The following is a 13,108-nucleotide window of genomic DNA, read 5'->3' as shown; positions in this document are numbered from 1 at the left end:
CCTAATCCTCTTGAAGTGGTGTTTCAACCATTCAACCCGGCCACGCCGGGCACAAAATTCGTAAGTGGCAAAAAGGGGGCCTAGCCCCCTTCTCGCGCAACGGGATGGTCGATCCCGTTATCAGCCTTCGCTGGCCTCGGAGGCAGCTTCTTCGACGAACTCGTCGGTGCCGCCAGCGGAGTTGCCACGACCACGGATCACGGCATCAGCCATGGCACCCATGTACAGCTGGATGGCACGAATGGCGTCGTCGTTACCCGGAATGATGTAGTCAACGCCTTCCGGGCTGCTGTTGGTATCGACGATGCCGATGACCGGGATGCCCAGCTTGTTGGCTTCGGTGATAGCGATGCGCTCGTGGTCAACGTCGATCACGAACAGAGCATCCGGCAGACCACCCATATCCTTGATACCGCCCAGACTGCGCTCGAGCTTCTCGAGGTCGCGGCTGCGCATCAGGGCTTCTTTCTTGGTCAGCTTCTCGAAAGTACCGTCTTGAGACTGGGTTTCCAGCTCACGCAGACGCTTGATCGAAGCGCGAATGGTCTTGAAGTTGGTCAGCATACCGCCGAGCCAGCGGTGATCGACGTACGGAGAGCCGCAACGTGCTGCTTCTTCAGCGACGATCTTGCCAGCGGAACGCTTGGTGCCAACGAACAGAATCTTGTTTTTGCCCGAGGCCAATTTCTCAACGAACGACAGAGCGTCATTGAACATCGGCAGGGTTTTTTCAAGGTTGATGATGTGAATCTTGTTGCGCGCGCCGAAAATGAACTTGCCCATTTTCGGGTTCCAGTAACGGGTCTGGTGGCCGAAGTGCACACCGGCCTTCAGCATATCGCGCATATTGACTTGGGACATGATAGTTCCTTGATAAGTCGGGTTAGGCCTCCACGCATCCCAATCTCCAACCCTTGCGGGCACCCAGGAAATCGTGTCGATACGTGTGCGGGTTAAGCTCTGCGGGCCCACTGCCCGTAAAGCGGCGCGTTTTATACCACAGAAACCAGACACAGGCTAGCCAAAGCCCACTTTGCCGCCGTCCCGCCGCCAGGCGGCTTTATTTGTTAGAATCGCTGACTTCCCTGATTTGCCTAGCGCCGCGCGGCGCCGAGAGATAACGCATGACCGTGACCATCAAGACGCCCGAAGAGATCGAAAAGATGCGCGTGGCCGGCCGCCTGGCCGCCGAAGTGCTGGAAATGATCGGCGAGCATGTCAAGCCGGGCGTCACCACCGAGGAAATCGACCGCATCTGCCACGACCACATCGTCAATGTGCAGAAGGCCATTCCCGCCCCGCTCAACTACGGCGCCGCGCCAGGCCGTCCCGGCTTCCCCAAGTCAGTCTGCACCTCGATCAACCACGTGGTCTGCCACGGCATCCCCAATGACAAGCCGCTGAAGGATGGCGATGTGCTGAACATCGACGTCACCGTGATCAAAGACGGCTACCACGGCGACACCAGCAAGATGTTCATGGTCGGCAAGGTGCCCGAGTGGGCACAGCGCCTGGCGCAGGTCACCCAGGAATGCATGTACAAGGGCATCCAGCTGGTCAAGCCGGGCGCACGCCTGGGCGATATCGGCGAGGTAATCCAGAAGCACGCCGAGAAGCAGGGCTTCTCCGTGGTACGCGAATACTGCGGCCACGGTATCGGCGCTGTATTCCATGAGGAGCCGCAGGTCCTGCACTACGGCCGTGCCGGCACTGGCGTCGAGCTCAAGGAAGGCATGACCTTCACCATCGAGCCGATGATCAACCAGGGCCGCCCGGAAACCCGCCTGCTTGGCGATGGCTGGACCGCCATCACCAAGGATCGCAAGCTCTCCGCACAGTGGGAGCACACCGTGCTGGTCACGGCCGACGGCTACGAAATCCTCACTCTGCGCAGCGACGACACCTTGCCGCGTACCTCGGCCTGAGCCCACACATATAGATAGAAGGTAGGCACGCATGCCGCAGATGGACCCGGAGTTGTTTGATCGCGGCCAGTTCCAAGCGGAACTGGCGCTCAAGTCCAGCCCCATCGCGGCCTTCAAGAAGGCTATCAAGCATGCGCGCGAAGTGCTCGACACACGTTTCCGCGAGGGCCGCGACATCCGCCGCCTGGTCGAGGACCGCGCCTGGTTCGTCGACCAGATACTGCTAGAGGCCTGGAAACGCTTCGCCTGGAGCGAAGATGCCGACATCGCCCTGCTGGCTGTCGGCGGCTACGGCCGCGGCGAGCTGCACCCTTACTCCGACATCGACCTGCTGATCCTGCTCGACAGCGCCGACCACGAGGTCTTCCGCGACGCCATCGAGGGCTTCCTCACACTGCTCTGGGACATCGGCCTGGAAGTCGGTCAGAGCGTGCGCTCAGTCTCCGAATGCGCCGAAGAGGCCCGTGCCGACCTGACGGTGGTCACCAACCTGATGGAAAGCCGCACCATTGCCGGCCCCGAGCACCTGCGCCAGCGCATGCAGGAAGTCACCAGCACCTCGCAGATGTGGCCGAGCAAGCACTTCTTCCTGGCCAAGCGCAAGGAAGCCAAGGCGCGCCACGCCAAGTACAACGACACCGAATACAATCTGGAGCCCAATGTGAAGGGCTCTCCCGGCGGCCTGCGCGACATCCAGACCATCCTCTGGGTCGCCCGCCGCCAGTTCGGCAGCCTCAACCTGCACTCCCTGGTGCAGCAGGGCTTCCTGGTCGACAGCGAGTACAGCATGCTGGCCGCAGCCCAGGAGTTCCTGTGGAGGGTGCGCTACGCCCTGCACATGCTCGCCGGCCGCGCCGAAGACCGCCTGCTGTTCGATCATCAGCGCAAGATCGCCGCCCTGCTCGGCTTCGAGGATGGCAGCGGCAAGCTGGCCATCGAACGCTTCATGCAGAAGTACTACCGAGTGGTGATGGGTGTCGCCGAGCTGAGCGACCTGATCAACCAGCACTTCGAGGACGTGCTGCTGCGCGAAGGTGAAAGCGGCCAGACCCAGCCGCTGAACAGTCGTTTCCAGGTGCGCGACGGCTACATCGAGGTCGCTCACCCCAACGTCTTCAGGCGCACCCCCTTCGCCATCCTCGAAGTCTTCGTGCTGCTGGCCCAGCATCCCGAGCTCAAGGGCGTGCGCGCCGACACCATTCGTCTGCTGCGCGACAGCCGCCACTTGATCGATGACGAGTTCCGTCGCGACATCCGCAACACCAGCCTGTTCATCGAGCTGTTCAAGTCACCCCAGGGCATCCACCGCAACCTGCGACGGATGAACCGCTATGGCATCCTTGGCCGCTACCTGCCGGAGTTCGGCCACATAGTCGGGCAGATGCAGCACGACCTGTTCCACATCTATACGGTGGATGCGCACACCCTCAACCTGATCAAGCACCTTCGCAAGCTGAAGTGGCCGGAGCTGGCGGAGAAGTTCCCGCTGGCCAGCAAGGTCATCGACAAGCTGCCCAAGCCCGAACTGATCTACCTCGCCGGCCTCTACCACGACATCGGCAAGGGCCGTGGCGGCGATCACTCCGAGCTCGGCGCAGTAGATGCCGAAGCCTTCTGCGCGCGCCACCAACTGCCGCTGTGGGATAGCCGCCTGATCGTCTGGCTGGTGCAGAACCACCTAGTGATGTCGACCACGGCCCAGCGCAAGGACCTGTCCGACCCGCAGGTGATCTTCGATTTCGCCCAACTGGTCGGCGACCAGACTCGCCTCGACTACCTCTACGTGCTGACCGTGGCCGATATCAACGCCACCAACCCCAGCCTATGGAACTCATGGCGCGCCAGTCTGCTGCGCCAGCTGTATACCGAGACCAAACGCGCCCTGCGCCGCGGCCTGGAGAACCCGCTAGACCGCGAGGAGCAGATCCGCCAGACCCAGACTGCGGCCATCGACATCCTGGTGCGCGGCGGCATCGACCAGGACGACGCCGAGCAGCTGTGGAGTCAGCTCGGCGACGACTACTTCCTGCGCCATACCGCTGCCGACGTGGCCTGGCACACCGAGGCCATCCTCCAGCACCCAGCCGGCAAAGACCCGCTGGTGCTGATTAAGGAGACCGCCCAGCGCGAGTTCGAGGGCGCCACCCAGATATTCATCTACGCCCCGGATCAGCACGACTTCTTCGCCGTGACCGTGGCGGCCATGGACCAGCTCAACCTGAACATCCATGACGCCCGCGTGATCACCTCCACCAGCCAGTTCACTCTGGACACCTACATCGTCCTGGATGCCGACGGCGGCCGCATCGGTGACAACCCGGCGCGCATCAAGCAGATTCGTGACGGTCTGGTGGAGACCCTGCGTAATCCGGACGAGTACCCGGCCATCATCCAGCGCCGGGTGCCACGCCAGCTCAAGCACTTTGCCTTCGCTCCGCAGGTCACCATACACAATGATGCCCAGCGCCCGGTCACCGTGCTGGAAATCACCGCGCCGGACCGCCCAGGCCTCCTGGCACGGATCGGCAAGATATTCCTGGACTTCGACCTCTCGCTACAGAACGCCAAGATCGCCACCCTGGGCGAGCGCGTGGAGGACGTATTCTTCGTCACCGACGCTAACAACCAGCCGCTCTCGGATCCCGAGCTGTGTGCGCAGCTTCAGGAAGCCATTGCCACCCAGCTATCACCGACCGGAGCCGGTGACAGCATCCCGTTGCAGATCAGCATCTAGCCAGGAAGGGGCCTAACATAGCCCCTGCGAAACTCAGGTCCGGAAGCTGTCCACCAACTGCTTGAGCCGGCCGGCCTGCTGCTCCAGCTCGGTACAGGCCTGCAGGCTCGCCTCCAGGTTACGCACACCGTCCTGGTTCAGCACATTGATCTCGGTGATGTCCATGTTCAGGTTCTCGACCACCGAGGTCTGCTCCTCGGTAGCAGTGGCCACCGACTGGTTCATGCCATCGATGTCACCGATTCGACGAGTGACCGTCTGCAGGTTCTCACCCGCCTGGCGACCGATACGCACGCTGTCGTCGCTGAACCTCCTGCTTTCCTGCATGGTGTTCACCGCCTCGCGCGCACCCGACTGCAGCTGTTCGATCATCTGCTGGATTTCCTGCGCCGAGCTCTGGGTCCGCTGAGCCAGGTTGCGCACCTCGTCCGCCACCACCGCGAAGCCCCGACCGGCCTCACCCGCACGCGCCGCCTCGATGGCGGCGTTGAGCGCCAGCAGGTTGGTCTGCTCGGAGATTCCCTTGATCACATCCAGTATCTGGCCGATGTCGTCGCTCTTCTGACTCAGGGCCTCGATGTGCTGCCCCGCCACCTCGATCTTGGACGACAGGTCGCTCATCGCCCCCAGCGTCCGCTCGACCATCTGCTGGCTATCTTCCGCCCCCTGCCTGGCATCGCTCGCCTGCACTGACGCGTCGGCGGCATTGCGCGCGATTTCCTGGGCGGCGGCGCCGAGTTCGTTGATGGCCGCGGCCACGCTATCGGTGCGACTGGCCTGCTCGCTCGAATTCTTCATCGAGGCATTGGAGGCATCCACTACCGTGCGGACCCGCCGATGCACCTCGGAGGTCGCGGACGAGACCTCACGAATGGACTCGTGGATTCGCTCCACGAAGCGATTGAAGGCCCCTGCCAGCACACCGAACTCGTCCTGGCTGTCGATCTTGAGGCGGCGTGTCAGGTCGCCCTCGCCCTCGGCGATATCCCCCATCGCACGAGTCATCAGATGGAGCGGCTCCAGCAGCATACGGATCAGCAGGCCAAGCAGCACCAGGATCGCCACGACTCCGCCTACCGTGACCATCAGTGCCGAGATCCGGAATTCCCGCAATGCGGCATAAGCCTTGTCGCGGTCCACCGAAAGACCAACGTACCAGGTGACCCCCGGAAGCTCGCGCACCGGAACAAAGGTAACGATGCGGGCGCTACCATCAGCCGCAACGACCTCCTGTAGATCGCCATCGAGCGAGGGAGCCCCCTCGGGGTACAGCTCAGCCAGCGGCTTGAGCACCTGCTGCCGATCGGAATGAACGAGCACCGTGCCTTTCTGGTCGACCAGGAAGGCATAGCCCAGGCCGCCAAGATCGATGGCATTGAGGATCCGATCCACGGTCTCAAGCTTCAGGTCGCCGCCGACCACGCCCTGCAACGCACCGTTGCGCTTGACCGGATAGGTCACCGTGATCAGCAAGCCGTCGCGCGGATCGGCCGCCTGATAGGGGTCAGTCAACCCCGCACCGCTGCTGCCCTGGGCGACCTTGTACCAAGGCCGTTGGCGCGGATCATAGCCGGCCGGCAGTTCGCTGCCTGGAAACTGGGTATAGGTGCCGTCGGCCTGACCGAAGTAGGCATAGAGGAAGGACGAGGCGATGCTGCGGTGCTGCAGCACTCTCTTCAGGGCCTCTGGCTCCTCGCTGTCCTGCACCGATTCGGCGAGGTTCTCGAGAAGTTGGATGCGCCCCCCCAACCAGTGCTGGATATTGCCGGCCGAAACACCGCCCATGTCGCGCAGGTAATTGGTCAGATTGTTCTGGATGGCATGGCGCTGCAGGTAGTCGTTGTACAGCGCGAAGGACGCAAAGGCAGCCACCACCACCAATGCTGCCGCCAGCATGATCTTATGACTGAATTTCAAGGTGCTCATCGGAACTCTCATGCAATTAGGCAGGAAGGTGAACTCGACGAGCTTATCGACCCGCCGGTCACGGACTTGAGAGCGGAGCGGCTCTCATCGAAGGACTCTTGGAATTTTTCCGCCCCCTTCATCCATGCTAGTGTCGCCCCCCTCAATTGCCATGCTGTTACGAACATCCATGAACCACGCCCTGAACCAGCTGCAGCCCTACCCCTTCGAGAAACTGCGCGCCCTGCTCGCCGGCGCCACCCCGCCCACGGACAGACGCCCGATTGCCCTGTCCATCGGCGAGCCCAAGCACAAGTCACCGGACTTCGTGGCCAAGGCCTTGGCGGACAATCTCGACCAGCTGGCTGTCTACCCCACCACACTGGGCATCCCGGCCCTGCGCGAGGCCATCGCCGCCTGGTGCGAACGCCGCTTCGGCGTGCCGACCGGCTGGCTGGACGCCGCCCGCCACGTGCTGCCGGTCAACGGCACCCGCGAGGCGCTGTTCGCCTTCACCCAGACGGTAGTGAACCGCGAAGCCAAGGGCCTGGTGGTCAGCCCCAATCCGTTCTATCAGATCTACGAGGGCGCGGCCCTGCTGGCCGGCGCCGAGCCGCACTACCTGCCATGCCTGGAAGAAAACGGCCTCAACCCGGACTTCGACGCCGTGCCGGCCGACGTCTGGCAGCGCTGCCAGATCCTCTTCCTCTGCTCGCCAGGCAACCCCACCGGCGCGCTGGTGCCGATGGAGCAGTTGAAGAAGCTGATCGCCCTGGCCGATGAGCACGACTTCGTGATCGCTGCCGACGAGTGCTACAGCGAGCTGTACTTCGATGAAGAGAATCCGCCACCGGGCCTGCTGACCGCCTGCGCCGAGCTGGGCCGTAGCGACTTCAAACGCTGCGTGGTGTTCCACAGCCTGTCCAAGCGTTCCAACCTGCCGGGCCTGCGCTCCGGCTTCGTCGCCGGCGACGCCGATATCCTCAAGGCCTTCCTGCTCTATCGCACCTACCACGGCTGCGCCATGCCGGTGCAAACCCAGCTGGCCAGCGTCGCCGCCTGGCAGGACGAGGCCCACGTACGCGCCAACCGCGACCAGTACCGTGCCAAGTACGACGCCGTGCTGGATATCCTGCAGCCGGTGCTGGACGTGCAGCGCCCGGACGGCAGCTTCTACCTCTGGGCCAAGACGCCGGGCGACGACACCGCCTTCACCCGCGAGCTGTTCGCCCGCGAGCACGTCACCGTGGTGCCGGGCTCGTACCTGTCGCGTGAAGTGAATGGCGAGAATCCGGGCGCTGGCCGCGTACGCCTGGCTCTGGTCGCTCCGCTGGCCGAGTGCATCGAAGCCGCACAACGTATTCGCAACTTCATTCAGGGCTGACGAGCGGACAAAAGAAACCCGGCGCGTAGGCCGGGTCAGGGGAGAGCATCACAGCTTCACCATGACGGGGCGGACGTGAAAAGATCGTGAAAAGATCGCCAACACCTCCACCCACTCCCACCGCCCACTGAATACTTCAACTATCTCCAGGAATTTCAATGAGTTACACCCTCTACGGCATCAAGGCCTGCGACACTATGAAGAAGGCCCGCACCTGGCTCGATGAACAGGGCATCGCCTACGCCTTCCACGACTACAAAACCTCCGCCATCGACCGCGCCAACCTGCAGAAATGGTGCGCCGAACATGGCTGGGAAACCGTGCTGAACCGTGCTGGCACCACCTTCCGCAAGCTGGAGGATGCCCAGAAGGCCGACCTGAACCAGGACAAGGCCATCGAACTGATGCTGGCCCAACCCTCGATGATCAAGCGCCCGGTGCTGGACCTGGGTGACAGGACCCTGGTCGGCTTCAAGCCGGACCTCTACGCAGCTGCATTCAAGTACCCCCCCCACGAGACGATTTATTGATCTCGATCTATAGGGGTCCAAACGCAACTCGATAGTGTTCCCTCCCGATCAACCAGCGAGAGGGAGCCCCATGTCCGCCTCCATCCAGTACGACCCTACGCGTCACGGCGACATGCCCGAAGTGTGGCGGCAGATCGGCATGCCCGCCGTCGCCGTGCTGCGCATCGGCTATGAAGACACGGTCGGCAGCGTGGTCGAACGGGTGATCGACACCCGCATGTTCGCCAACCTGACCTTCGGTCCGACCATCCTGGCCAACTGCCACTTACGCAACGCGGTTCGCGAGTTTCGCATCGACCGCATCCGCAGCTGTATTGACGAGAGCACCGGTCGGCCAGTCGAGGATGTCTACGAGCACCTGCACGATCTGTACATGGGCACACCGGACTACACCCTCGATTGCCTGATGAACGAACAGCACGACATCCTGCGAGTGCTGCTGTTCCTGCTGGAGTCAGGCGGCCACAGCGTTGAGCACATCACCGCGACCCTGGCCGAAACATGCCGCCACCTGAGCGGTGACGAGCGTATCACCGACCACGCCCTCGACGAGCGCCTCACGCCCATCCGCGGCGCCGGTGCCCAGGCCTATCGCGCCTGGGTCGGCCGGCTCGGCAAGCGTCTGACCGGCGACGCCCGCCAGCTCCTATTGCGCCTGGCCAACCGCCTGGTGAAGCGCGAAGGCAACCTGAACGACGCACAGCGCGAAGCGCTGGACTATCTGTCCGTACGCTTCACACAGGCAGCCTGACGAGCCCTAGCAGTTGCCGATCGCTGCACATGCGTACGGCAACTGACCATGACGGAGACATCCGGCAGCGATTGGGGCTCGGGATTACGCGCGGACAGTTGTAAACTGCGCACCACACAATCCGGTTTGCGGTTCGGGCTGGCACATGACCGGCCCCGCCCCCTCTTTATCGTCTTGCCACAAGGAATCCCCGCATGTCGCAATCCCTGTACAGCCTGGCCTTCGGCGTCGGCACCCAGAACCGCCAGGGCGCCTGGCTGGAAGTCTTCTATGCGCAACCGCTGCTGAACCCGGCCGCCGAGCTGGTTGCTGCCGTTGCCGAGAAGCTGGGCTACAGTGGCGGCAACCAGGCTATTGCCATTACCACCAATCAGGCCGGCGAGTTGGCTAACGCCCTCAAGACCCTCGATGCCACCCAAGCCGCTCTGCTCACCCGCCTGGCCGAAAGCCACCGTCCGCTGGTCGTCACCCTGTTGGCAGAAGACGCTGCGCTGACTTCCACCCCCGAGGCTTACCTCAAGTTGCACCTGCTGTCGCACCGCCTGGCCAAACCGCACGACCAGAACCTGACCGGCATCTTCCCACTGCTGCCGAACGTGGCCTGGACCAGCCAGGGCGCCGTCGACCTCGGCGAACTGGCCGAGCGCCAGCTGGAAGCGCGCCTGAAGGGTGAGCTGCTGGAAGTGTTCTCCGTGGACAAGTTCCCGAAAATGACCGACTACGTGGTGCCGGCCGGCGTGCGCATCGCCGACAGCGCCCGCGTGCGCCTGGGCGCCTACATCGGTGAAGGCACCACCGTGATGCACGAAGGCTTCGTCAACTTCAACGGCGGCACCGCCGGCCCGGGCATGATCGAAGGCCGCGTTTCCGCTGGTGTGTTCGTCGGAAAGGGCTCCGATCTGGGCGGCGGCTGCTCGACCATGGGCACCCTGTCCGGCGGCGGCAACATCGTCATCAGTGTCGGCGAAGGCTGCCTGATCGGCGCCAACGCCGGTATCGGCATCCCTCTGGGCGACCGCAACACTGTGGAGTCAGGCCTGTACATCACCGCCGGTACCAAGGTGTCCCTGCTCGACGATCAGAACAACCTGGTCAAGGTGCTCAAGGCCCGCGACCTGGCCGGCCAACCGGACCTGCTGTTCCGCCGCAACTCGCAGACCGGCGCGGTGGAGTGCAAGACCAACAAGACCGCGATCGAGCTCAACGAAGCTCTGCACGCGCACAACTGAAAATCGGTCTGAAGCTGCTGCGCTAGGCCATGCGGCGTTGAAATCAGGCTCGGGCTGCTCATTTACACACCGTAAACTCCGCGCCCTCGCCTGATTTCGCCTTGCCTGACCGTCGCTCGCAACGCTTAAGCTCCGATTTTCGGCCGCATGATGGCGAACAGGCCGGGCCCATGCCCGGCCTGTCTATTTATACTCAGCACATCTCCCAGCCCTGCCGAGCCCCATGTCCCTCACCTCCCCCTGGCGTGCCGACTTCCCCGGCATCCTGGCCCTCGATGCTGAAGGCCAGACCTACCTGGACAGCGCCGCCACCGCGCAGAAACCCAAGGCCATGCTGGACAGCCTGTTCGGCTACCTGACCAGCGGCGCCGCCAACGTGCACCGTGCCCAGCACCTGCCCGGCGAGCGCGCCACCCGCGCCTTCGAGGCCACCCGTGAGAAGGCCGCGCGCTGGCTGAACGCCGCCAGCCACGAGGAGATCGTCTTTACCCGCGGCACCACGGAATCCCTCAATCTGCTGGCCTACGGCCTTGAGCATCTGTTCCAGCCCGGCGAGCAAATAGTCATCAGCGCCCTGGAGCACCACGCCAACCTGCTGCCCTGGCAGCAGTTGGCGCTGCGCCGCGGCCTGGAGCTGGTGGTCCTGCCGCTGGACGCCAGTGGCAGCGTCGACCTGCAACAGGCGGCCACGCTGATCGGCCCACGCACCCGCCTGCTGGCAGTGTCGCAGCTGTCCAACGTGCTGGGCCGCTGGCAGCCGGTGTATGAGCTGATCGCCCTGGCCCGCCCCCAGGGCGCGTTGACCGTGATCGATGGCGCCCAGGGTGCTGTCCACGGTCGGCACGATATCCAGGCACTGGGCTGCGACTTCTATGTCTGCTCCAGCCATAAGCTGTACGGCCCGGATAGCGTCGGCCTGCTGCATGGACGACACGAGGCCCTTGAGCAGCTGCGCCACTGGCAGTTCGGCGGCGAGATGGTGCTGCAGGCCGACTACCGGGAATCGCGCTTCCGCCCTGCCCCGTTGGGCTTCGAGGCCGGCACGCCGCCGATCTCCGGTGTCATCGCCCTGGGCGCGACGCTGGACTACCTGAACGGCCTGGACGCCGCCGCCGTGGCCGGCCACGAGGCCACGCTGCACGCCAAGCTGCTCGCCGGCCTGGCCGTGCGCGACGGCGTGCGCCTGCTCGGCGAGCCGCAGCTGGCCCTGGCCAGCTTCACCGTGGACGGCGTGCACAGCGCCGACCTGGCCCACCTGCTGACCGACCAAGGCATCGCCGTACGTACCGGCCATCACTGCGCCATGCCGCTTCTCAAGCAGTTGGGCCTGCACGGTGCGATCCGCGTCTCCCTCGGTCTGTACAACGACGGCGCCGACCTGGAGCGCTTCTTCGCTGCCTTGGACAAGGCTCTGGAGCTGCTGCGATGAACCTGCCAGCCGCCGCCCAGGAAGCCCTGGACGCCTTCACCGCCTGCCCCGGCTGGGAACAGCGCGCGCGCCTGCTGATGCAATGGGGCGAGCGCCTGCAACCGTTGAGCGAGAACGAACGCAGCGAAGCCAACCGGGTCAGCGGCTGCGAGAGCCAGGTCTGGCTGGTCGGCACCCGCAATGGCGATGCCTGGCAGTTCCGCGCCGCCAGCGACGCCCGCCTGATCCGTGGCCTGCTGGCCGTGCTACTGGCCAGGGTCGAGGGCCAGGACAACGAGCAACTGCAACAACTGGACCTGGCCGACTGGTTCAGCCAGTTGGGCCTGGCTCGCCAGCTCTCCCCTTCACGCAGTAACGGCCTGAACGCCGTGTTGCAACGCATGCGCGAGCTGGCGGCTAGCTGATCAGCGACGCATCGCCTCGAACAGGGCGAACTCCCAGCGGCGCATCGCCAACACCAGCGTGTAACCCTCACGCTCGATCTCGGCCAGCTTCTGGTCGGCCAGGTGCTGCTGGGCGAACTCCTGCGCCACCCGCTGCAGGCGCTCGACGAAGGAAGGGGCGAGCGCCCGGCTGATGCGCCCATGCACCAGCAGCAGGCCCTCGTCGCTACCGGCGAAGTCACCCGCGTAGTAGTCCTGCAGCGCCTGCTTGCGGAAGTAGCGCATTACCGGCCCGTCCGGCTGCCAGCGGAAAGTCTTCGCCAATTTAAGGCGGTAACGATTGAGTGGTTTCAGCTCGATCACCCCGAGCCGGTCCAGGCGGATCAGCGCGCGCACTGCCTCGGCATCGCTCAGGCGATAGGCCGCCACGATCTGTTCGAAGGTCCACTGGCTGAGCACGCAGATGGCCACCAGTAGCAGTTTCTCGTCGCCCACCACGGCCTGCTCCTGTTCCAGGCTCAGGGTAGCCAGCAACGGCTGGGCGTCCGCCACCCGGCGTGCCAGGTCGGCGAACTCCAGCTGCAACACCCGGCAGATCGCATCCACTCGCGAAAGCGGCATATCCGCCTTGGCTAGCATGCGCTTGACGTTGGACTCGGACATGCCCAACTCGCGAGCCAGGTCGGCATAGGTGAGCTGCTGCGCCTTCAGCTCGCGCTTGATGATGTCGATCAGATCGGTTGTTGCGCCCATAAGTATCGCCAAAGTGAACCAGATGGCCATTTATACGCCACTCAGCATAACCAGAAGGGACTTCTGTAGCGAGAGCGAACAGACT

General features: G+C 63.9%; 11 protein-coding genes and 1 pseudogene. 8 read left to right on the top strand and 4 right to left on the bottom strand.

Features of this window, described 5'->3' with window-relative positions:
- Positions 1 to 120 precede the first annotated feature (120 nt).
- Positions 121 to 861 (bottom strand): 30S ribosomal protein S2, encoded by a 741-nt coding sequence (rpsB, locus tag IB234_RS08150; protein ID WP_192316359.1) that lies wholly within the window; start codon positions 859 to 861, stop codon positions 121 to 123.
- 263 nt (positions 862 to 1,124) lie between these two features.
- On the opposite strand from rpsB, the gene map reads away from it, so the two are divergent.
- Positions 1,125 to 1,925: a type I methionyl aminopeptidase gene (map, locus tag IB234_RS08145; RefSeq protein WP_192316357.1), complete on the top strand. Its 801-nt coding sequence runs from the start codon at positions 1,125 to 1,127 to the stop codon at positions 1,923 to 1,925.
- Positions 1,926 to 1,956: 31 nt separating this feature from the next.
- Complete coding sequence (locus IB234_RS08140; protein ID WP_192316355.1) at positions 1,957 to 4,659, top strand: [protein-PII] uridylyltransferase; 2,703 nt, start codon at positions 1,957 to 1,959, stop codon at positions 4,657 to 4,659.
- Between the two features lie 33 nt (positions 4,660 to 4,692).
- On the opposite strand, the gene IB234_RS24365 is transcribed toward IB234_RS08140, so the two are convergent.
- Positions 4,693 to 5,457 (bottom strand): methyl-accepting chemotaxis protein, encoded by a 765-nt coding sequence (locus IB234_RS24365; protein ID WP_412547912.1) that lies wholly within the window; start codon positions 5,455 to 5,457, stop codon positions 4,693 to 4,695.
- 90 nt (positions 5,458 to 5,547) lie between these two features.
- Positions 5,548 to 6,555 (bottom strand): annotated as a pseudogene (locus IB234_RS24360) (cache domain-containing protein); the annotation flags it as partial.
- Positions 6,556 to 6,754: 199 nt separating this feature from the next.
- On the opposite strand from IB234_RS24360, the gene dapC reads away from it, so the two are divergent.
- From dapC to IB234_RS08105, 6 genes are all read left to right on the top strand, one after another.
- Positions 6,755 to 7,948: a succinyldiaminopimelate transaminase gene (gene dapC, locus IB234_RS08130; protein ID WP_192316350.1), complete on the top strand. Its 1,194-nt coding sequence runs from the start codon at positions 6,755 to 6,757 to the stop codon at positions 7,946 to 7,948.
- A gap of 158 nt (positions 7,949 to 8,106) precedes the next feature.
- A complete protein-coding gene (locus tag IB234_RS08125) occupies positions 8,107 to 8,478 on the top strand; it encodes an ArsC family reductase (protein WP_192316348.1) in 372 nt (123 codons plus the stop codon).
- Positions 8,479 to 8,548: 70 nt separating this feature from the next.
- Positions 8,549 to 9,229, top strand: a complete 681-nt coding sequence (locus tag IB234_RS08120) for a hypothetical protein (RefSeq protein WP_192316345.1) — start codon at positions 8,549 to 8,551, stop codon at positions 9,227 to 9,229.
- A 194-nt stretch (positions 9,230 to 9,423) separates the two neighbouring features.
- Entirely contained in the window at positions 9,424 to 10,458 is a 1,035-nt protein-coding gene (gene dapD / locus IB234_RS08115; protein WP_192316343.1) for a 2,3,4,5-tetrahydropyridine-2,6-dicarboxylate N-succinyltransferase, read from the top strand.
- Between the two features lie 223 nt (positions 10,459 to 10,681).
- On the top strand, positions 10,682 to 11,887 hold the full coding sequence (locus IB234_RS08110; RefSeq protein WP_192316341.1) for an aminotransferase class V-fold PLP-dependent enzyme: 1,206 nt from the start codon (positions 10,682 to 10,684) through the stop codon (positions 11,885 to 11,887).
- Entirely contained in the window at positions 11,884 to 12,291 is a 408-nt protein-coding gene (locus IB234_RS08105) for a SufE family protein (protein ID WP_192316338.1), read from the top strand. The genes IB234_RS08110 and IB234_RS08105 overlap by 4 nt, the downstream gene beginning before the upstream one ends.
- On the opposite strand, the gene IB234_RS08100 is transcribed toward IB234_RS08105, so the two are convergent.
- Positions 12,292 to 13,023 (bottom strand): helix-turn-helix domain-containing protein, encoded by a 732-nt coding sequence (locus IB234_RS08100; protein ID WP_192316336.1) that lies wholly within the window; start codon positions 13,021 to 13,023, stop codon positions 12,292 to 12,294.
- Positions 13,024 to 13,108 lie beyond the last annotated feature (85 nt).

Source organism: Pseudomonas sp. PDM16 (assembly GCF_014851865.1).
In the GTDB taxonomy this organism is placed as follows: Bacteria; Pseudomonadota; Gammaproteobacteria; order Pseudomonadales; family Pseudomonadaceae; genus Aquipseudomonas.
The sequence above is the reverse complement of the archived record's forward strand: the minus strand, read 5'-3'. Positions and strand labels throughout refer to the sequence as shown.